The sequence below is a fragment of the Kitasatospora sp. YST-16 genome, assembly GCF_026802215.1.
In the GTDB taxonomy this organism is placed as follows: domain Bacteria; phylum Actinomycetota; class Actinomycetes; order Streptomycetales; family Streptomycetaceae; genus Kitasatospora; species Kitasatospora cineracea.
In genome coordinates, this window is record NZ_CP113837.1 from 45,049 (window position 1) to 65,633 (window position 20,585).

The window sequence follows — 20,585 nt, forward strand, 5'->3', positions numbered from 1 at the left end:
AAAGTGGCCGCTGCGGCCCCTAGCGTGGCGGCAGGCCCCACCACCCACCGACGGGAGAACCCGCACCGCATGAACGACGTGCTGTCCGTCCGCACCCTGAACCGGACGCTGCTGGAGCGGCAGTTCCTCACCGAACGGACCGGGCTCGGCGTACCCGACGTGGTGGAGCGGCTGGTCGCGCTGCAGGCGCAGGAGCCGAACTGGCCCTACCTGGGGCTGTGGGCCCGGATCGAGGGGTTCCGGCGCGAGCGGCTGGCCGAGCTGCTCGCGGACGGGCGGATGGTGCGGGCGGCGTCGCTGCGCAGCACCCAGCACCTGTCCGGCAGGGCGGACTACGGGCGTTGGCGGCCGCTGCTGCAGCCGGCGCTGGAACGCACCTCGCGGGCCGGCTACTTCACCCCGGCCACCGACGGCCTCGACCTGGACGCGCTGGCGGCGGTCGGCCGGGAGCTGCTGGCCGGGCGGCGGCTCTCCCGGCAGGAACTCGCCACCGAACTGGGCGCCCGCTACCCCGGGCGGGACGGGAAGCTGCTGGCGGGCGCGGTGCAGCTGCGGGTGCCGGTGGTGCACGGGCCGGACAGCTCCGCCTGGGGCGGCTGGAGCCCCCGGACGAACACCTCGCTGACCCTCGCCGAACCGCGCCCCGGCGAGCTCTCGGCGGGCGCGGCGGTGCTCCGCTACCTGGCGGCGTTCGGCCCGGCCGGGGTGAAGGACTTCCAGGCCTGGTCCGGGCTGACCCGGATGCGGGCGGTGTTCGAGGAACTGCGGCCCGGGCTGCGGGTGCACCGCGACGAGCGCGGCACCGAGCTGTTCGACCTGCCGGACGCGGCGCCCGCCGACCCGGACCGGCCCGTCCCGGTGCGCTTCCTGCCCGCGTACGACAACCTGCTGCTCGGGCACGCGGACCGCACCCGGGTGCTCGCCGAGGCGGACCGGCCGCGGGTGATGCCGGGCGCGGCCCGGGTGCTGCCGACCTTCCTGCTGGACGGCTTCGTCGCGGGCACCTGGGCGGTGCGGGGCACGGAGCTGCTGGTCACCCCGTTCCGCCCGCTGCCCAACGGCGCCACCGGGCAGGTGGCGGCGGAGGCCGACCGGCTGGCGGCGTTCCTCGGCCCCGGGCAGCGGGTGGTGTTCACGGCGGCCGGCTGACCCGGGCGGCGCGGAAGGCGGCGGGCGCGGTACGGGCTCGGTCGAGGACGGGATCGGTCGACGGCGAACCCGGTAGACGGCGGACCCGGTCGACGGCGGGCTCAGTCGAGGACGGACTCCGCGATCCGCCGGGCGGCCTGGTGGGGCGTCAGGTGCGTGGTGTCGACGACCTCCGCAGCCTCGTGCAGCCAGCCCCGGGCCGCCTCCGCGTACGGCTCCAGGTGCCTGAGCCGGAACGGGGAGTCCGGCCCGGTGACGGTGTCCCCCGCGATGCGTCCGCGCAGCGTCTCCCGGTCGGCGTGCAGCACGAAGTGCCGCACCGGGATGCCGTGTCCGGCCAGGCCCGCGGCGATCTCCCGCCAGTACTCCTCCACCAGCACGGTCATCGGCACCACCAGCGTGCCGCCGGTGTACTCCAGCACCCGCCGGGCGGTCTCCACCACCAGCGGCCGCCACGGCGGCCAGTGCTGGAAGTTGTCCGTCGCCGGGAGCCCCGGCGAGATGTCCATCAGCGTCTCGCCGACCTTCTCCGCGTCGAACACCCGCGAGTCCGGGAGCAGCCGCTGCACCAGCGCGCTCGTCGTGGTCTTGCCCGCCCCGTGGGTGCCGTTCAGCCATACGATCACCCGCCCAGGCTAGGGCCTCGCTTCCGGTCTTCCGGACCTGGTCTTCCGGGCCTGGCCGGATCAGCGCCGTTCGAACGCCGCGTCCCGCGGTCGCACGTGCTCGCGCGGGCCCGCCGACCGCAGGACCACGTCCAGCACCCGGGCCGGGTCGGCCGCGTAGGCGTGCGAGAACCACGCCATGTTGGCCTCCACCACGGCCCAGCGGTGGCCCGGGCGGTAGGGGTCGAGCAGTTGGCCGACGTCCACGACCACGGCGCTGGGCAGGGTGGGGCCGGCCGCGGCGGCCAGCCGGTCGGCGAACTCCGCGAGCTGCGCGGCGGTGGAGCGGTCCTCCCGGTCCGGGCCGAGCGGGCGGGGGTCGAGCCGGCCGAACACCGCGTACCTGCTGGCCGCGGCGATCCGGCCGTCCAGCAGGAACAGCCGGTACTCGGCGGCGAAGGTCACCACCTCGGACAGCAGTACCGGGGTCGCCGGGTCCAGGTCGGCGGGCAGCCGGGAGCCGTCGCCGTGGACCTCGGCGGGGAAGGACTTGTCCCGGGGCGACTTGACGAACGTCGGCCGGTCCAGCGCCCACGCGTCCGCGAGGGTCCCCACCCGGACCTGACGGCCCGTGAACTCCTCCGGCAGCTCGGCGAGCCAGCCGTCCGTCGGTTCGAGCAGCGCGAACCCGAGCCGCCCCGCGAGCCGCGCCCCCGCGACCGGCCCGCCGTACCAGTACGCGGGGCCGGTCAGCCCGGGCTCCTCCGCCGCCCGGACGGGCATCCCCCGGCCCGCCGCCTCTGCGGCCAGCAGTTCCATCGTCGACGTCCGCCGCCCGGGCATGACCAGCACCGCGTTCTCCTCCCCTGTTCCGCAGGACCGCCACGTTAGTCCCACCGTGTCGCCCGCCGCACCTGACGGACTGTCATGCTGCCGGTCGGAGGGCAATCCCCCGTCGGTCGGGGCGGGGCCGACTCGGCTTCCTCCCCGGGGACGACCCGGGTCCCGGTCTCCTCCTTCCGGCGCGCGATGCCGGGGCCCGCCCGGAGCGGTGAGGCTGGGCGGTGACGAACCCCGACTGTCCGGTCACTCCCGAACAAGGAGAATCGTGTGAAGCAGTACCGAACGGGCGCCCGGCGACTGGCCGCCGCGCTGCTCGCGGGCGCGTCGGTGTTCGTCCTCGCCCCGACCGCCGGGGCCGCCCAGGCCACCGGAGCCGCCGAGGCCGCCGGGGCTGCCGGGGCTGCCGGGTTCGCGGGCCCCTCCTGGCCCGGGGCGAAGGTGCGGCCGGAGCAGCTCCAGCAGGGGCTGGACGCGCTGACCGGCGAAGGCGGCGCCAGTGCGGCGACCGGCGAACTGCGGCAGGACGGGCGGGTGGTGTGGCGGGGGACCTCCGGCGTCGGCGACCTGGCCACCGGCGAACCCGCCCCGGTGGACGGCGCGTTCCGGGCCGGCAGCATCACCAAGACGTTCCTGGCGACGGTGGTCCTGCAACTGGTCGGCGAGGGCCGGGTCGGGCTGGACGAGCCGATCGAGCGCTACCTGCCGGGCGTGGTGCCGAACGGCTCGGCGATCACGGTCCGTCAGGTCATGAACCACACCGCCGGGCTGTACGACTACACCCAGGACCCGCGGTTCGCCTACGACACCGAGGCCGACCAGCGCCGCCTGCTCGACCAGGACCGCTGGCGCACCTGGTCGGCGTCCGAGCTGATCTCCATCGGCCTCTCGCACCCGCCGTACTTCCCGCCCGGCCAGGGCTGGCAGTACTCGAACACCGACTACCTGCTGATCGGCGAGCTGGTGGAGAAGGTCACCGGCCACGACTGGCGCAGCGAGGTGCGCCGGCGGGTGATCCGGCCGCTCGGCCTGCACCGCACCTCGGTGCCGGGCACCGCCACCGGCATCCCGGGTCCGCACAGCCACGGCTACCTGCAGCTCTCCGACGGGCCCGCCGACGTCACGGAGTTCAACACCTCGGTGGCGGGCGCGTCCGGCGAACTGATCTCCAGCAACGACGACCTGGCCCGGTTCGACGCGGCGCTGCTCGGCGGCCGCCTGCTCGCCCCGGCGCAGCTGGCCCAGATGACCACCACGGTGCCGGCCGACGTACAGCCGCCGACCGACTACGGGCTGGGCCTGATGGAGCTGAAGCTGTCCTGCGGCAACGTCTGGGGCCACCCGGGCGGGATCTACGGCTACACCACCTACCTGTTCGGCGACCGGGCGGGCCGCCGGCAGGTCTCGGTCTCGGCGAACCCCTACGACCAGGCGAAGAGCGCCGCGTTGACGCCCGCCGCGGTCGCCCTGGTCGACCTGGCCTTCTGCGGACCGGCCAGGTCCTGAGTCGGAGCCCTGAACCGGGTCCTGAGCCGGAGCCCTGAGCCGGGGTCCTGAACCGAAGTCCTTCTCCGCTGCGCCGAGTTCGAAGTCCTCCCCCGCCGCCGCGGAGGAGGACCCGGCCCGGGGGCGTCCCGGCCCTGTGGTTGCGGGACGCCCCCGGGAGAGGTGGGGGGTCAGAGGCCGGTGCCGTAGTAGCCGCCGACGGTGCGGCGGTACTCGGGGTCTCCGGCGTGGGACTCGTGGTGGTACTCGGGGGCGTTCTTGATCTCGTCCTTGGTGCGGCCGACCCAAACGGTGCGGGCCTCCTCGTCGATCCGGCGGATGGTGCCCGCGGGGAGCAGGACGGTGCGGCCGAAGATCCACGGGCCGGTGTCTACCACGATGTGGCCGTCCTCGGCCTCGTAGGAGTGCTTGTCGACCTTTCCGATGTGCCCGTCGGCGGCCTCGACCCGGAACCCGGTCAGGTCGACGCCCGGCCGGTGGCCCTCGGCGTTCTCGTAGCCCCACATGCCGTCGCTCACAACTGCCTCCTTCGTGAGGGGAGTTCGTCGTTCTGCGGGTCGGCTGCCCGGCTTCACGGCGAGTATGCGCGGCTTTTGCGGGAGTTTGGCCGTTCCCGGTCCGGGCCCGGGGTCCGGGGTCCGGGGTCCGGGTCAGGAGGGGATGGGGTCGGCGGGTTCGAGGCGGGCGAGCCAGTCGGTGAGGAGGGCTTCGAGCCGGTCGGCCTCGGCGGGGGTGAGGGTGGCGAGGAGCCGGTGCTCGTTGCGGATGTGGTCGGTGAAGGCGCGGTCGATCAGGTCGCGGCCGGCGTCGGTGAGGGCGACGACCCGGCCGCGGCGGTCCTCGGTGGCGGTGCGGCGGGTGACCAGGCCGCCCGTTCGAGGCGGTCGATGCGCTTGGTGACGGCGCCGGTGGTGACCATGGTGTGGGCGGCGAGTTCGCCGGGGGCGCGTTCGTAGGGGGCGCCGGCCCGGCGGAGGGCGGCGAGGACGTCGAACTCGCCCTCGCCGAGGTCGTAGCGGGCGTAGACGGCGCAGAGCTCATGGGTGAGCAGGGTGGCGACCCGGTGCAGGCGGCCGATCACGCCCTGCGGGGCGACGTCCAGGTCGGGGCGTTCGCGCTGCCAGGCGGCCTGGATCCGGGCGACGTGGTCGAGGGGCTGCTCCATGGCCCCAGCATAACGGTGGTGTTTTCCGTGGAAGCTATATTGTCTTCCATGGAAGCGATAATCCGGTGGGGTGTCCCGACCGCCCTCGCCCCGGTGGCCTGGGGCGCCAACTACTACGTCACCCACCGCTACCTGCCGGCCGGCGCGCCGCTCTGGGGCGCGGCCCTGCGCGCCCTCCCGGCCGGGTTGCTGCTGCTCGCCGCGGCCCGGCGGCTGCCGCGCGGCGCCTGGTGGTGGCGCTCGGCGGTGCTCGGGGCGCTGAACACCGCCGCGTTCTTCGTCCTGGTCTACCTGGCCTCGCAGTGGCTCCCGGCCGGCACCGCCGCCATGGTGATGGCGCTCTCCCCGCTCGCCCTGATGCTCTGCGCCTGGCTGCTGGCCGGCGAACGCCCGCTGCCCGCGCAACTGGCGGGCGGCGCGGTCGGCGTCGGCGGGGTGGTCCTGATGCTCGCGGGCGACCCGGGCCCGGCGGGCGGCGGCGGTGGCGCCGTCGGCACCGGCGGCGCGAGCGGTGCGGACGGCCTGCCCGGGCTGCTCGCCTCACTGGGGGCGCTGCTCGCCTCCTCGGTCGGCTACGTGCTCGCCAAGCGCTGGGCGGCGCCCGCGGACGGCGGCGACACCCCGGGCGTACTGGCCTCCACCGCCTGGCAGTTGACGCTCGGCGGCCTGCTCCTGCTGCCGGTCGCCGCACTGGCCGAGGGAACGCCCCCGGCGCTGGACGGCGGCGCGCTGGCGGCCTTCGGCTACACCTCGCTGGTCGCCACCGCCCTGGCCTTCCTGGTCTGGTTCACCGGCCTGCGCAGGCTGCCCGCCGCGACCGTCGGCCTGATCGGCCTGCTCAACCCCGTCACCGGCGTCCTGCTCGGCACCGCCCTGGACGGCGAACCGCTGGGCCCCGCCCGGCTCGGCGGCATGGCGCTGGTCGCCGTCGGCGTCCTCCTCGGCCGCCCGCGCCCCGACGGGGCGTCACCCCGCGCCCGGGCCGGCCGGACCGGCGTCCCACCCGCCCGCCGGGCAGCGGCGACGGCTGCGCAGGGGTGCGAGCCTCCGCCCGAGGCGTGAGCAAGAGCGGAAGTTGGGGCCGGTGTCAGGCCGGAATAGGGCCGGGGCTCAGGGGCGGGCCGGGCCCGCGCCGGCGCCGGTCGCGGTGATCGCGGCGGTGATCGCGTCCCGGTCGGCGTCGGTCAACTCCAGGGATCCGGCGCCGATCCAGTCGTCGACCTGGCCGGGGCGGCGGGCGCCGACGATCGTGCCGGTGACGCCGGGCCAGGCCAGCGTCCAGGCGAGGGCGACCGCGGAGACCGTGGTGCCGTGCGCCGCGGCGATCGGGCGCAGGGCCTCGACCAGGGCGAGGTTGGCGGCGAGGCCGGTGGTGAACTCGGGGAAGCCCTTGCGCCAGTCGTCGTCCGGCAGGGACGCGACCCGCTCGGCGCTGAACGTCCCGGTCAGCAGCCCGGAGTGGAGCGGCTGGTAGACGATCGCCCCGGTGCCGTGGGCGTGCGCCCAAGCGAGTTCGGGCGCGGCCTCCCGGTGCAGCAGGCTGAACTGGGGCTGGATCGCGTCGACGTGCGCGACCGCCTCGGCGGCGGCCAGCTGCGCGGCGTCGTGGTTGGACAGCGCGATCGCCCGCACCTTGCCCTCGGCCTTCAGCTCGGCCAGCGCCGCCCAGTACTCCTCCAGTGCGGTGGCGTGCCGGGCGGTGGCGGCCGGGTCCTCGTCGGGGCCGAAGGTCAGCAGCGCGCCGTCGCCGGGCCAGTGCGCCTGGTAGAGGTCGATCCGCTCGACGCCCAGGCGGCGCAGCGAGTCCTCCAGTTCGGCCCGGATGCTGGCGGGCTTGAGCAGCTTGCGCGGGGCGGCGAACGGGTCGGGTTCGTCCCAGACCAGGCCGGCCTTGGTGAAGACGTACGGGCGTTCGGCCTCCGGGAGGGCGGCGAGGGCCTTGCCGACGACCTCCTCGGAGTGGCCGAGGCCGTAGGCGGGGGCGGTGTCGATCCAGTTGACCCCGGCCTCGACGACCCGGTGGATGGTGGCGACCGAGTCGGCGTCGTCCTGGGCGCCCCAGGCGAAGCCCCAGCCGGCCCCGCCCAGCGCCCAGGCGCCGAAGCCGATCCGGCTGATGTCGAGGTCCGTGCCGCCGAGGCGGGTGGTGGGCAGAGCGTCCATGACTGCGGGTTCCTCACGTTGCGTTCGGGTGTCCGGGTGGTGCGCCCCCATCCTCACGACCGCGCCCGGCCGCACCCAGGGCTCCGTTCGTCCCCGGTGCCGCCCGTCCTGGGTCTGCCGGAACCCCCTTCGGGCCGGGCCCGGTTGCCCGGGCCCGGTTGGCCGGGCCCGGTTCAATAGGATCGTGGCCATGAACCGACGAGCCGACCTCGGTGCCTTCCTGCGCTCCCGCCGTGCCCGGATCCGCCCGGAGGACGCGGGGATCCGGGGTTTCGGCGAGCGGCGGCGGGTGCCGGGGCTGCGCCGCGAAGAGGTGGCCCAGCTCGCCGGGGTGAGCGCCGACTACTACACCCGGTTCGAACAGGGCCGGGCCGAGAACGTGTCCGACGCGATCGTCGACGCCGTCGCCCGGGCGCTGCGCCTGGACCCGGTCGAGACCGGCCACCTGCACCGGCTGGTGCGGGCCGGCGGCGGGCCGCTGCCGACGCCCGTGCAGCAGGTGCGTCCGGGCCTGCGCCGGCTGATGGACTCGATGCCGCACACCCCGGCGTACGTGGTGGGCCGCCGCACCGACGTGCTGGCCTGGAACGCGCCGATGGCCGCCATGATGATCGACTTCGCCGCGCTGCCGCCCGAGCGGCTCAACAAGGCGTGGCTGGTCTTCTGCCACGAGGAGTTGCGCAGCCGCTTCGTCGACCGGGAGGCCAAGGCCCGCGACATCGTCGCTTACCTGCGCCTGGACCTCGGCCGCCACCCGGGGGACCTGGCGTACCCGGCGCTGATCGGTGAACTGTCGGACGCCAGCCCGGAGTTCCGGCGGCTGTGGGAGCAGCAGGAGATCCGGGAGAAGACCCACGGCAGCTACCACCTGCGCCATCCCGCGGTCGGCGAGTTCACCGTCGCCTACGAGAGCCTGACCCTGCCCGGCGATCCCGACCAGACCCTGGTCACCTACACCGCCGAGGAGGGCTCCCCCTCCCAGGCCGCCCTGCACGTCCTCGCCGAGCTCGCCGAACGCCCCCTCGCCCCGGCCGTCCCGGCCGTCCCGGGCCCGGACGTCTCCTGAGCCTCCCGCCACAGCCCGCGCGAACCTGCACCGGCCCGCACGGGCCCGCACCGGCCTGCGCGTTCCGACGGATCCTGACGCAGCGTCAACTCGCGTTCATGACAGGCGGGTGACAGTTCCGTGGCGGGTCCCGCCCGCCCCCTACCCGGGGGTCACTTCGCGGACTAGCGTGCGCCCGGACTTCCGATACCCCCTGTCAGGAAGAGGCCCAGGTGCCCGCTGCCCCCCGCCCCCGCCGACTGCGTTCGGCCGCCCTCGCCGTCCTCGCCTCCGCCGCGCTGCTGCTCGGCGCGCTCACCGCCCAGCCGGCCGCCGGGGCCGCCGCCGGGCCCGCCCCCGCCGCCGGGGACCCGTGCCTGGGCCAGTGCCAGGACGTCCTGACGGCGGGTGAGAACGGCCACGCCACGCTGGCCGGGATCCTGCTGCACCAGAGCGTGGGGACCCGGCCCGCGCACTCCGCCGACCAGGTGGACGAGTACGACGCGCTGCTGCACGACTACAGCGGCCTGACACCCGACCAGCTGTCGGCGTACTTCAACGACGCCTCGTTCGGGGTGCCCGCCGGGCAGGTGGAGAGCACCGCCACCCCGCGCCCCGGGGTGACCATCACCCGGGACAAGGCGACCGGCACCCCGCACGTCAAGGGCGTGACCCGGTCCGACACCGAGTTCGGCGCCGGGTACGCGGCCGGGCAGGACCGGCTCTGGCTGATCGACGTGCTGCGGCACGTGGGCCGCGGGCAGCTGTCCTCGTTCGCGGGCGGCGCGGCGGGCAACCGGGAGCTGGAGCAGAGCCTGTGGGCGGTCGCCCCGTACACCGAGGCGGACCTGCAGCAGCAGATCGACCGGGTGAAGGCGTCCGGCCCGCGCGGGGCGCAGGCCTGGCAGGACGTGCAGGACTACGTGGCGGGCCTGAACGCCTTCGCGGCGGCGGACGTCGCGGCGAACACCTACCCGGGCGAGTACGTGCTGACCGGGCACGGCTCGACCATCGCCCCGTTCACGGCCACCGACGTGGTGGCGATCTCCTCGGTGATCGGGGCGATCTTCGGCGGCGGCGGGGGCGGCGAGGTCGGCAACGCGCTGGCCAAGCTCGCGCTGCGCCGGCAGTACGGCACCGAGGCGGGCGACCGGGCGTACGCGGCCTGGCGGGCCGAGGACGACCCGGAGGCGACGGCCACCGTGCACGACGGCACCGCCTTCCCGTACGCGGCCTCGCCCGCCGCGCCGGTGGGCACCGCGCTGCCGGACCCGGGCTCGGTCGCCGAGGTGTCGCACACCGCCAACGGGACGGGCACCGGGGCCGCCGTGGCGGGAACCGCCGAGGGCGTGCTGCCCGCCGACCTGATCACCGCGAAGAAGGGCATGTCGAACGCCCTGCTGGTGTCCGGCGCGCACACCGCCTCCGGGCACCCGATCGCCGTGTACGGCCCGCAGACCGGCTACTACGCGCCGCAGATCCTGATGGTGCAGGAACTGGACGGGCCGGGCCTGCGCAGCCGGGGCGCGTCCTTCCCGGGGCTGAGCTTCTACGTGGAGATCGGCCGCGGCCTGGACTACTCGTGGAGCGCGACCTCCGCCAACCAGGACATCACCGACACCTTCGCCGTCGAGCTGTGCGAGCCCGGCGGCGGCACCCCGTCCACCTCCTCGACCGGCTACCTGCTGGACGGCGCCTGCACCCCGTTCGAACGGCTGGTCCAGCACGACGCCTGGCAGCCGAGCACCGCGGACTCCACCGCGGCGGGCGCCTACGACCTGGTGACGCTGCGTTCGGCGTACGGGCTGGTGACCCACACCGGGACGGTCGGCGGGCGGCCGGTGGCGTACACCGCGCTGCGCTCCACCTACCGGCACGAGGTGGACTCGGTGATCGGCTTCCAGCAGTTCAACGACCCGGCGGCGATCACCTCGGCGGCGGCGTTCCAGCGCGCCGCGCAGGACATCGGCTACACCTTCAACTGGTTCTACGCGGACGCCGACCACACCTCCTACTACAACTCCGGCACCGAGCCGCTGCGCGCCCCCGGCACCGACCCGGACCTGCCGGTCCTGGCCCTGCCGGCCTACACCTGGCAGGGCTGGGACAAGGCCGCCAACACCTCCGCGGTCGAACCGGCCGACCGGCACGCGCACTCCACCGACCAGGACTACTACGTCAGTTGGAACAACAAGCAGGCCCCCGGCTTCACCTCGGCCTGGGGCAACGGCGCCGTCCACCGGGCCGACCTGCTGGACAACCGGGTGAAGGCGCTGGTGCAGCGCGGCGCCGTCACCCGCACCGACCTGGTCAAGGCGATGGAGGACGCCGCCAACGTCGACCTGCGGGCCGAACGGGTGCTGCCCGAACTGCTCGCGGTGCTGGACTCGGCGCCGGTCACCGACCCGGCGGCGGCGGACGCGATCGCCGAGTTGCGGGCCTGGGCGGCGGGCGGCTCGCACCGGCGCGAGGCGTCCAAGGGCGCGGGCGTGTACACCGACGCGGAGGCGATCCGGGTGCTGGACGCCTGGTGGCCGCTGCTGGTGGAGGGCGAGTTCCGGCCCGGCCTGGGCGATCCGGCCTGGCAGGCGCTGACGGCCGTCGCCCCGATCAACGAGACGCCCTCCGGCGGGCAGTTGGGCGCCACCTCCGGCGGCAGCGACATCGCGGCCGGCCAGGCGCACAAGGGCTCGGCGTTCCAGCACGGCTGGTGGTCGTACGTCGACAAGGACCTGCGCACGGTGCTCGGCCGCCCGGTGGCCGGCCCGCTGGAGAGGGCGTACTGCGGCGCCGGCACGCTGAGCGCCTGCCGCCAGGTGCTGCTGACCACGCTGACCCGGGCGGTGGCCACCCCGGCCGCCACCACGTACCCGGCCGACAAGTACTGCGCGGCGAGCGACCAGCTGTGCGCCGACTCGATCGTGCACCGGGCGATGGGCGGCATCACCGTCCCGCGGATCGCCTGGCAGAACCGGCCCACCTACCAGCAGGTGGTGGAGTTCCCGGCCCGCCGCACCGACGACCTGACCGACCTGGCCCGCGGCGCGACCGCCACCGCCTCCGACTACCAGGACGCGGTGGTCGTCGCCTACCCGCCCAAGCAGGCCGTCGACGGCGACACCGGCACCCGCTGGGCCTCCAAGACGGTCGCCACCGCCTGGCTGGACGTCGACCTGGGCAGCGTCCGCAAGGTCGGCCGGGTGGTCCTGGACTGGTCCGACCAGTACGCCACCGCCTACCGGATCGACGTCTCCACCGACGGCGCCGCCTGGCGCACCGTCTACTCCACCACCACCGACCGCGGCGGCCTGGAGAACCGCTCCTTCACCCCGGTCGACGCCCGCCACGTCCGGGTGGTGATGCTGGCCCGCGGCACCGACAACCGCTACTCGATCGACGAGGTCTCCGTGTACGGGAAGTGACGACCCGTCGGGCCCCGGGCCCCGGACGCCGACCGCGTCCGGGGCCCGGTCTCAGTCCGGGTAGTGGCAGGCCGCGGTGTGGTCGACGCCCGGGGCCGCGGGCAGGGCGGGGGGTGGCTCGGTGGCGCAGCGGTCGCGTTGGGCGGGGGTGAGGGTGGGCTGGACGGGGCAGCGGGCGCGGAAGGGGCAGCCGGGGTGGCGGGTGGTGGGCGAGGGCGGGTCGCCGGCCAGCAGGTGGCGGGGGCGGGTGCGTTCGGCGACGGGTTCGGGGCGGGGGACGGCGGCGAGCAGGGCCCGGGTGTAGGGGTGGCGGGGGTGGGTGAAGACCCGGTCGGCGGCGCCGGTCTCGACGGTGCGGCCGAGGTACATGACGGCGACCCGGTCGGCCAGGTGGCGCACCACGGACAGGTCGTGCGAGACGAACAGGTAGGCGAGGCCGAGTTCGGCCTTCAGCCGTTGGAGCAGGTTGAGCACGCCCGCCTGGACGGAGACGTCGAGGGCGGAGACCGGCTCGTCCAGGGCCAGCAGGTCGGGGCGGACGGCGAGGGCGCGGGCGATGGAGATCCGCTGGCGCTGGCCGCCGGAGAACTCGTGCGGGTAGCGGTCGGCGTGCGCGGGGTCGAGGCCGACCTGGCGCAGCAGTTCGGGCACCCGGCGGCGGGCCTCGGCGGCGGGGGTGCGCTGGGCGAGCAGCGGTTCGGCGAGCACGTCGCCGATCGGCATCCGGGGGTCGAGCGAGGCCGCCGGGTCCTGGAAGACGATCTGCACCCGGGAGCGCAGCCGCCGGGCGGCGGCCCGGTCGAGGGCGGCGGTGTCCTGGCCGAGCAGTTCGATCCGGCCGCCCTGCGGGGCCGCCAGCCGCAGGATCTCGTACAGGGTGGTGGACTTGCCGGAGCCGGACTCGCCGACCAGCCCGAGCGTCTCGCCCTGCCGGATGTCGAGGTCCACCCCGTCGACGGCGTGCACCTCGCCGGCGCGGCGGCGCAGCAGGCCGCCGCGGCGCTGCGGGAAGCTGCGGGTGAGGCCGCGGACGGTGAGCACGTCCGGGCGTTCGGCGCGCGGGCGCACGGCGGCGGCGGGCAGCTCCGGGACGGGGTACACCTCGGCGGGGGCGGGCCGGACGGCGGCGAGGTGCGCGGCGCGCACGCAGGCGGCGAGGTGCGCGGCGGGGCCGGGCGGTGCGGCGCCGTCGGCGGGTACGGCCGCCGGGGGCCCGGACGGCGCGGGCCCGGCGAGGGCGGTCAGCGGGGGTTCGTCCTGGTGGCAGCGGTCCTCGACGAGCGGGCAGCGGGCGGCGAACGCGCAGCCCGGGGTGGGGGGTTCGCCGGTGGCGGGCGGGGCGCCGGGGATCGGGACCAGGGCGCGGCCGGGGCCGTCGAGGCGGGGGACGGCGCCGATCAGGCCGAGCGTGTAGGGGTGCCGGGGGGTGGCGAACAGGTCGTCGACGGGGGCGGTCTCGACGATCCGTCCGGCGTACATGACGGCGACCCGGTCGGCGCTGCCGGCGATCACCCCGAGGTCGTGGCTGACCAGGACGAGGGCGGCGCCGGTCTCGCGCTGGGCGGTGCGCAGCACTTCGAGGACCTGGGCCTGGATGGTGACGTCGAGGGCGGTGGTGGGCTCGTCGGCGAGCAGCACGTCGGGGTCGTTGGCCACCGCCATGGCGATCATGGCGCGTTGCCGCATGCCGCCGGAGAACTCGTGCGGGAAGGCGTCCAGGGCGCGGGCCGGGTCGGGGATGCCGACCAGGTCGAGCAGATCGGTGGCGCGCTTGCGGGCGGCGGCCCGGCCGAGGTCCTGGTGGACCCGGACGGCTTCGGCGAGTTGGTCGCCGATCCGGTGGACGGGGGTGAACGCGGAGAGCGGGTCCTGGAAGACCATGGCGATCCGGCGGCCGCGGACGGCGGCGAGCTGCCGGGCGGGCAGGCCGAGCAGTTCGCGGCCGTCGAGGCGGACCGAGCCGCCGGTGCGGGCGGTGGCGGGCAGCAGGCCGAGCACGGCGAGCGCGGTGACGGACTTGCCGGAGCCGGACTCGCCGACCAGTCCGAGCGTCTCGCCCCGGTGCAGTTCGAGGTCGACGCCGCGGACGGCCGGGTGGCCGCCGAAGTCGACGGTGAGGTCGCGGACGGCGAGCAGCGGGGCGGACGGCTGAGTGGTCGGCAGGGCGGTCGGCGGGGTGGTCACGGGGTGCTCCGGCGGGCGGGGGTGGTGGAACGACGGCGCCGGGTGCGGTGGCGTCCGGCGGCGGCCGTCGGGTCGAGGGCGTCGCGCAGGCCGTCGCCGACCAGGTTGACGGCGAGCACGAACAGCACCAGCAGTCCGGCGGCGAAGTAGAACAGCCAGGGGAAGACCGGGGCGTCGCTCGCGCCGGCGGCCAGCAGGGTGCCGAGCGAGACGTCGGGCGGGCGGACGCCGAAGCCGAAGTAGGAGAGCGCGGCCTCGCTCATCACGGCGCCGCCGACGGTGACGGTGGCGTCGATGATCAGGAAGGAGGAGACGTTCGGCAGCACGTGCCGCCAGATGATCCGGAACGGTCCGACGCCCATGTAGCGGGCGGCGGCGACGAATTCGCGCTCGCGCAGCGAGCGGGTCATCGAGCGGACCACCCGGGCGGTGATCATCCAGTTGAAGACGGCGAGCAGCAGCACGAAGGCGATCCAGCCGCTGCCGCGCAGCCGGGGCGAGAGGACGGCGATCACCAGGAAGGCCGGGAAGATCAGCAGCAGGTCGACCAGGAAGGTCAGCACCCGGTCGGTCCAGCCGCCGAAGTACCCGGCGCAGGCCCCGACCAGCGAGGCCAGCCCGGTGGAGAGGACCGCCACCAGCAGGCCGATCACCAGCGACTTCTGCAGGCCCCGGACGGTCTGCGCGAACACGTCCTGGCCGAGCCCGTTGGTGCCGAACCAGTGGGCGGCGGAGGGGGGTTGGCGCAGGCTGGCGTAGTCGGGCGCGGCGTAGTCCCAGGGCGTCAGGTAGGGCCCGGCGAAGGCCAGCAGGAACAGCAGCACCAGTACGACCAGCCCGGCCACGGCGCCGCGCGAGCCGGCCAGCCGGGCGGCGGCCAGCCGCAGCCGTCCGCGCGGTGCGGGCGCTTCGCCGGCCGACTGCGCGGTGAGTGCGGTGAGTTCGGCGGTCATGCGGTCCTCACCCGGGGTCGAGCGCGGCGTGCAGGGCGTCGGCGAGGAAGCCGGCGGCGAGGACGACCACGGCGGCGAACAGGTTGACCGCGACCACCGAGTTGACGTCCTGTTCGTTGACGGCCTGGATGAACCACTCCCCCATGCCGTGCCAGCCGAAGATGGTCTCGGTGAAGGCGGCGCCGGTGAACAGGCCGAGGAAGGCGTAGGCGAACATGGTGGTCATCGGGATGATCGCGGTGCGCAGGCCGTGCTTGAGCAGGGCCCGGCCGCGGGTGAGCCCCTTGGCCTCGGCGGTGCGCAGGTAGTCGGCGCCGAGCACGTCGAGCATGGTGGCGCGCTGGTAGCGGCTGTAGGTGGCCAGGCCGCCGAGGGCGAGCGAGAGGGTGGGCAGCAGCAGGTGCAGCGCCCAGTCGGCGAGGTGGGTGCCGAGTCCGCCGGCCAGGTTGGGCGTCTCGTAGCCGGTGAACGGGACCACCTCGTGCCCGGCGGCGTCCTTGGCGGCGATCGCGCCGTTCTTGAGCAGCAGGGCGAGCAGGAAGACCGGGGTGGAGAGCAGCACGAAGGAGAGCACGGTGAGCAGCCGGTCGGAGAGCCGGTACTGGCGCACCGCGCTCCACGCCCCGGCGGCGACGCCGAGCAGCATGCCGAGCAGGCTGCCGACCAGCAGCAGCCGCAGCGAGACCCAGATCCGGCGGCCGAACTCGTCGTTGACGTCGGTGCCGTGGATGGTGCGGCCGAGGTCGCCGTGCAGCAGTCCGTTCGCCCAGGTGCCGAAGCGTTCGACCACGGGGGTGCGGTCGTTGAGGTTGAGCGCGGTGAGCTGGCGGTCGACGGCGGCCGCGGCGGGGCGCGGCTGCTTGGCCTCGAAGTAGGCGCGGGGGCCGAGGGCGGTGGCGGTGAGGGCGTACGACAGGAACACCGCTGCGGTGAGCAGGGCGGCGTAGTAGCCGAGCCGCCCCGCGAGGTATCGCGTCACGGCGTGCCTCCGGTGTGGTTCGCACACCTGGGGAACATGGTCATTTGCCTTCGCTCGTACGGGGTTTGACGCACTTTCGCGCAGCAGTTGTACGCCACTCCGGGCGGCCCGTCCAGAGCCCGCCGCGTCGGCGGGTCCGTCCGGTCCGGTGAACCCGCTGGTCACAGCTGATCAGACGGGTGCGGACGGGGTGTTGCGGTGGTGTTGCGCCGCGTTTCGTTTCGATCAGTTCTGCGCACGCACCCCTGGTGGGGTGGCTGACGGGCTGTTACGTTCGGCGCGTCGGCACCGACTTGGCTGCCCACCATCAAGCGCCGCCACACCTGGCGGCCCCCGACTCTTCGAAATCCGAGGACTCCGCCGATGCGCACACCGTCCGCCACGTCCGCCCGGGCCACCGTCCCCGGCCCGGCCGCCGCCCCCGGCCGGGGCCGCGCCGCCCGCCGGCTCGGCCGCACCGCCGCGGCGACCCTCGCCGTCCTGCTCGCCGCGACCGCCTGCAGCTCCTCCGGCGGCTCCGGCGGCGACGTGGCCAAGACCGTGGCGCCCACCGTGGACGCCGAGGACAACAACCCGCAGCCGCCGGAGAACCTCAAGGACGGCGGCGAACTGCGCCTCCCGCTCCAGCAGTGGATCACCCAGTGGAACCCGTACCAGGTCGACGGCAGGTACGGGGACGCGGTGGAGATCATGGGCTACGTGGAGGCCAAGCTCTTCCGGGTCGACGCCAAGGGCGTCTACCACCCCGACCCCGCCTACCTGGCCTCCGCCGAGGTCACCTCCACCTCGCCGCAGGTGGTGACGTACAAGCTCAACCCGAAGGCGGCCTGGTCGGACGGCACCCCGATCGGCTACCGCGACTTCGCGGCGGTCTGGAAGGCGTCCAACGGCAAGGACCCGGCGTACAACATCGCCGACCCCTCCGGCTACGAGCAGATATCCGCCGTCGAGCAGGGCGCGGACGCGAGCGAGGTCAAGGTCACCTTCGCCGAGCCGTACGCCGACTGGCAGAACCTGTTCAACCCGCTGCTGCCCGCCTCCGGGCTCTCCGCCCCGCAGGACTTCAACGAGGGCTGGGTGGAGAAGACCCCGGTCTTCGGCGGCCCGTTCGTGGTCTCGAACGCCGACAAGACCGCGCAGACCATCACCCTCACCCCCAACCCGCGCTGGTGGGGCCCCAAGCCCAAGCTGGACCGGATCACCTACCGGGTGCTGGACCCCGCCGCGATCACCCAGGCGTTCCTGAACAACGAGGTCGACCTGGCCTCGGCGGGCAGCGCGGCCTCCTACGGCCAGCTCAAGGACGCCCCCGACGCGGCGATCCGCACCGGCACCCCCTGGGACGAGGTGCACATCTCCTTCGGCGGCAACGGCCCGCTCGCCGACCAGAAGGTCCGCCAGGCGCTCGGCCGGGCGCTGGACCGCGCCTCGCTGATCAAGATCGCCAACAAGGGCGTCCCGGTGGAGTTCAAGCCGCTGGACAACCACCTGTTCATGACCAACCAGAACGGGTACCGGAACAACTCCGCCGACTGGGCCTCCTACGACCCGGCCACCGCGAAGAAGTGGCTGGACGAGGCGGGTTGGAAGGACGCCGGCGGCACCCGCAGCAAGGACGGGCAGCCGCTGGAGCTGCACTACGTGCTGAGCGACGGCTCCAACCAGGCGCAGACCGACCTGGCCTCCGCCGCGCAGAACATGCTCCAGCAGGTCGGCGTCAAGCTGACCATCGACAAGGTGTCCAGCAAGGAGTACTTCACCAAGTACATCAACCAGGGCAAGTTCGACCTGGCCAGCTGGCGCAACACCGACTCCTTCCCGCTCTCCCAGACGGTGGCGATCTACCGCGCCCCGCAGGGCGACAACGTGTTCGGCAACTACTCGAAGCTGAGCACCCCCGAGATCGACACCCTGCTGCGCAAGGCCGCCGCCACCCTCGACCCGGCGCAGGCCGCCGAGCTGTACAACCAGGCCGACGCGAAGATCTGGGAGCTCGGGCACACCCTGGAGCTCTACCAGCGCCCCAGCATCGTCGCCGTCCGCAAGGGCCTGGCCAACTACGGGGCCGGCAGCCTCGCCAGCACCGTGATCACCTCGGTCGGCTGGCAGAAGTGACCGCCCGGGCCGGTGCCGCCCGGGCCCGCGTCGTGCACGCACCCGGGCGGCACCGGCTCAGCGGAGCTTGAACTCCTCCAGCGCCTCGAACACCGTCCGCCGCATCGCCTCGCCCCCGATGTGCCCGGAGTCGTCGAAGATGTGCAGCCGGGCGTCCGGCCACGCCTTCGCCAGCTCCCAGGCGGTCTGCACCGGGCTGCCCATGTCGTACCGGCCGTGCACCAGCACGCCCGGGATGCCCGCCAACCTGTGCGCCCCGCGCAGCAGTTGGTCCTCCGCCAGCCAGGCGCCGCGGCTGAAGAAGTGCGCGCAGATCCGGACGAACGCGATCCGGTCGTCCACCTCCCGGTCGCTGTACATGCCGGGGACGCCGTTCGGCTCGTCCGAGATCACCGCGTCCTCCCAGGCCAGCCACGCGTCGGCGGCCGCCGCCCGCACCGCCCGGTCGGGGTGCTCCATCCGCCGCGCGTAGGCGGCCAGCAGGGCGTACACGTCGCCGTCCCAGTCGTGCTCGGGGACGGCGGCCCGGAAGCGGTCCCACGCCTCGGGCTTGAAGGCGCCCACCCGGTGGTAGAGCCAGTCGGTCTCGGCCCGGCGGGTGGTGGTCACCGCCTGGATGACGATCTCGCTCACCCGCTCCGGGTGCTGCTGCGCGTACGCCAGGATCAGCGTCGAGCCCCAGGACGCGCCGTCCAGCAGCCAGCGCTCGATGCCCAGGTGCTCGCGCAGCCGCTCCATGTCGTCGACCAGGTGCTGCGTGGTGTTCAGCGCCATGTCCGCCGCCGGGTCACTGGCGTGCGGCGTGCTGCGCCCGCAGTTGCGCTGGTCGTAGCGGATCACCCGGTAGCGCGCCGGGTCCCACGCCCGGGTGGCCCGCCGCGGCGCCCCCGCGCCGGGCCCGCCGTGCACGTACAGCGCGGGCTTGCCCCCGGGATCGCCGAGCTGCTCGTAGTAGATGCGGTTCCCGTCCCCGGTGTCCAGGAACCCGCTGTCGTAGGGAGTCGTCGGCGGGTGCAGGAGGTCGTCCATGGAGGTCGCAGACATGACGGGCCACCCTAACCGCTCCCCCGCAGAAGGCAACTGAATAACCGTCACCCGACCGCCCTCCGCAGCCCGGGGCCGGATTCCGACTCAGGCCGCGGCCCGCCCCTCGGCCTCCCGCGCGTCGGTTTCCCGCCCTTCGGCCTCCCGCGCACCGGCCGGCGCCCAGCGGAAACCGTCCGGGTCGGTGAACGCCTCCGGGCCGCCGCCGTTGACGGTCAACCGGTGCGAGCCGCCGCCCTCCGGGGCCACCCCGAGGTCCTTGGCCAGCGCCCGGCGGCGGTACAGGGCCAGCTTGACCGCGCCCGTCCCGGCCGCGAACTCGGCGTACACCCGCCCGAAGCCCTTCGCCACCGCGAACCCGCGATCCACGTAGTACCGCTTGGTCGCCGCGAAGTCCGCCACCCCGATCAGCAGCACGAACTCCTCGATCCGCCGGGTGGCCGGGCCGGTGTCCTTCTTCGCCGAGGTCGCCAGCTTCCAGATCGCCCCGTCCGGGGCCTGCACCACCGCGCCGTACCCCCACAGCGACTTCGCCGCGGGCTTGAGCACCGCGGCCCCGGCGGCCACCGCCGACGCCACGAAGCTGTCCACGTCCGCGGGCCGCGGCACCGTCAGGGCCAGCGTGAACCCGCGGAACCCCTCGGACGGCTCGGCCGCGGCCCGCACCTTCAGCCGGTCCTCGCCGAGGTCGAACGCGTCGGCGTGGAAACGGGCGGCCGCCGCGGGGTCGGCCACGTCCAGGGTGATGCTCTCGATGTCTGTCATACCCCCGACGCTAGGCCCCGCCGCCCGCCCGGGGCTTCTCGATTCCTGACCGGTGCGGCCCGGCGCGCGCACCCGCACCACCGCCCCGGCCCCGTGCCCGCACCGACGCCCCGTCAGCACGGCTGCCCGGCGCCCCCGTTCAGCCGTTCTCCCGCCCCGGCAGCGCGGCGCCCGCCAGGAAGGCCCGGTAGACCTCGGCGGCCTCCGGCTCGACCTCGGTGCCGGCCGGGCCGTAGCGGGTGTCGGTGCGGTCCCGTTTCGGCGCGGAGAGCCAGAACTCCTCCCCGGTCTCGGCGTCCTGGAAGTTCGCCGCGGACAGCCCCTTGGCCCGGCGCAGCGTCCGCCCCCGGAAGTACGCCGTGCTCCAGGTCTTCGAGAAGTCCACCCACCCGATCCACGAGGGCCCGCGGTCGGTGCCGTGACCGGTCTTCAACTGCACGAACATCAGACGTCTGGCCATGGCCCCATGCTCCGCCCCCGCCCCCGCCCCGGCCACCCGTTTTCCCGCCCACCCCGGTCACCCGCTTCCCCACCCACCCCAGCCACCCGTCTCCCCGCCCTGACTGGATGGAGTGACGGCGAGCCGTCGTGCTGGATATCGTTCCGCCACTGCGGGCAGCTGTACCGACCCGGCGCGGGGACCCGCGGCG

At 74.7% G+C, this 20,585-nt stretch carries 16 protein-coding genes and 1 pseudogene; 6 read left to right on the plus strand and 11 right to left on the minus strand.

Annotated elements, in window-relative coordinates; translation table 11 throughout:
- The first annotated feature begins 69 nt into the window (after positions 1-69).
- Positions 70-1,149: a winged helix DNA-binding domain-containing protein gene (locus OU787_RS00240; RefSeq protein WP_268658092.1), complete on the plus strand. Its 1,080-nt coding sequence runs from the start codon at positions 70-72 to the stop codon at positions 1,147-1,149.
- A gap of 101 nt (positions 1,150-1,250) precedes the next feature.
- Here the strand turns inward: OU787_RS00240 and OU787_RS00245 are convergent, their stop codons facing one another.
- Together OU787_RS00245 and OU787_RS00250 are read right to left on the minus strand one after the other, a co-directional pair.
- Positions 1,251-1,775, minus strand: coding sequence for an AAA family ATPase (locus tag OU787_RS00245; RefSeq protein ID WP_268658093.1), 525 nt, complete (start codon positions 1,773-1,775; stop codon positions 1,251-1,253).
- A 60-nt stretch (positions 1,776-1,835) separates the two neighbouring features.
- The gene (locus OU787_RS00250; RefSeq protein ID WP_268661765.1) at positions 1,836-2,573 is read right to left on the minus strand and encodes an ATP-grasp domain-containing protein; all 738 of its coding nucleotides are present in this window, start codon (positions 2,571-2,573) and stop codon (positions 1,836-1,838) included.
- A gap of 291 nt (positions 2,574-2,864) precedes the next feature.
- Here OU787_RS00250 and OU787_RS00255 point away from each other — a divergent pair, with 291 nt between their 5' ends.
- Complete coding sequence (locus OU787_RS00255) at positions 2,865-4,100, plus strand: serine hydrolase domain-containing protein (RefSeq protein WP_268658094.1); 1,236 nt, start codon at positions 2,865-2,867, stop codon at positions 4,098-4,100.
- A 170-nt stretch (positions 4,101-4,270) separates the two neighbouring features.
- On the opposite strand, the gene OU787_RS00260 is transcribed toward OU787_RS00255, so the two are convergent.
- Together OU787_RS00260 and OU787_RS00265 are read right to left on the minus strand one after the other, a co-directional pair.
- Complete coding sequence (locus OU787_RS00260) at positions 4,271-4,618, minus strand: hypothetical protein (RefSeq protein ID WP_030462007.1); 348 nt, start codon at positions 4,616-4,618, stop codon at positions 4,271-4,273.
- A gap of 132 nt (positions 4,619-4,750) precedes the next feature.
- A pseudogene (locus tag OU787_RS00265) lies at positions 4,751-5,265 on the minus strand (MarR family winged helix-turn-helix transcriptional regulator).
- Positions 5,266-5,313: 48 nt separating this feature from the next.
- On the opposite strand from OU787_RS00265, the gene OU787_RS00270 reads away from it, so the two are divergent.
- Complete coding sequence (locus tag OU787_RS00270; protein WP_268658095.1) at positions 5,314-6,327, plus strand: DMT family transporter; 1,014 nt, start codon at positions 5,314-5,316, stop codon at positions 6,325-6,327.
- A 48-nt stretch (positions 6,328-6,375) separates the two neighbouring features.
- Here the strand turns inward: OU787_RS00270 and OU787_RS00275 are convergent, their stop codons facing one another.
- Positions 6,376-7,428, minus strand: coding sequence for an aldo/keto reductase (locus OU787_RS00275; RefSeq protein ID WP_268658096.1), 1,053 nt, complete (start codon positions 7,426-7,428; stop codon positions 6,376-6,378).
- Between the two features lie 190 nt (positions 7,429-7,618).
- Between OU787_RS00275 and OU787_RS00280 the strand changes: the two genes are divergently transcribed.
- Positions 7,619-8,494, plus strand: coding sequence for a helix-turn-helix transcriptional regulator (locus OU787_RS00280; RefSeq protein WP_268658097.1), 876 nt, complete (start codon positions 7,619-7,621; stop codon positions 8,492-8,494).
- 212 nt (positions 8,495-8,706) lie between these two features.
- The gene (locus tag OU787_RS00285; protein ID WP_268658098.1) at positions 8,707-11,895 is read left to right on the plus strand and encodes a penicillin acylase family protein; all 3,189 of its coding nucleotides are present in this window, start codon (positions 8,707-8,709) and stop codon (positions 11,893-11,895) included.
- Positions 11,896-11,946: 51 nt separating this feature from the next.
- Here the strand turns inward: OU787_RS00285 and OU787_RS00290 are convergent, their stop codons facing one another.
- Genes OU787_RS00290 through OU787_RS00300 form a run of 3 tightly spaced genes read right to left on the minus strand, consistent with a single transcriptional unit; the run spans position 11,947 to position 16,011 of the window.
- A complete protein-coding gene (locus OU787_RS00290; RefSeq protein WP_268658099.1) occupies positions 11,947-14,079 on the minus strand; it encodes a dipeptide ABC transporter ATP-binding protein in 2,133 nt (710 codons plus the stop codon).
- On the minus strand, positions 14,076-15,032 hold the full coding sequence (locus OU787_RS00295) for an ABC transporter permease (RefSeq protein WP_268658100.1): 957 nt from the start codon (positions 15,030-15,032) through the stop codon (positions 14,076-14,078). The genes OU787_RS00290 and OU787_RS00295 overlap by 4 nt, the downstream gene beginning before the upstream one ends.
- A gap of 7 nt (positions 15,033-15,039) precedes the next feature.
- A complete protein-coding gene (locus OU787_RS00300; RefSeq protein ID WP_268658101.1) occupies positions 15,040-16,011 on the minus strand; it encodes an ABC transporter permease in 972 nt (323 codons plus the stop codon).
- Positions 16,012-16,374: 363 nt separating this feature from the next.
- On the opposite strand from OU787_RS00300, the gene OU787_RS00305 reads away from it, so the two are divergent.
- On the plus strand, positions 16,375-18,126 hold the full coding sequence (locus OU787_RS00305; RefSeq protein WP_268658102.1) for an ABC transporter family substrate-binding protein: 1,752 nt from the start codon (positions 16,375-16,377) through the stop codon (positions 18,124-18,126).
- Between the two features lie 57 nt (positions 18,127-18,183).
- Here the strand turns inward: OU787_RS00305 and pip are convergent, their stop codons facing one another.
- The 3 genes from pip to OU787_RS00320 all read right to left on the minus strand — a co-directional run bounded on the left by pip (position 18,184) and on the right by OU787_RS00320 (position 20,395).
- On the minus strand, positions 18,184-19,155 hold the full coding sequence (gene pip / locus OU787_RS00310) for a prolyl aminopeptidase (RefSeq protein ID WP_268661766.1): 972 nt from the start codon (positions 19,153-19,155) through the stop codon (positions 18,184-18,186).
- Between the two features lie 102 nt (positions 19,156-19,257).
- Entirely contained in the window at positions 19,258-19,935 is a 678-nt protein-coding gene (locus OU787_RS00315) for a glyoxalase (RefSeq protein WP_268658103.1), read from the minus strand.
- Between the two features lie 139 nt (positions 19,936-20,074).
- The gene (locus OU787_RS00320; protein ID WP_030464148.1) at positions 20,075-20,395 is read right to left on the minus strand and encodes a hypothetical protein; all 321 of its coding nucleotides are present in this window, start codon (positions 20,393-20,395) and stop codon (positions 20,075-20,077) included.
- Between the last annotated feature and the right edge of the window lie 190 nt (positions 20,396-20,585).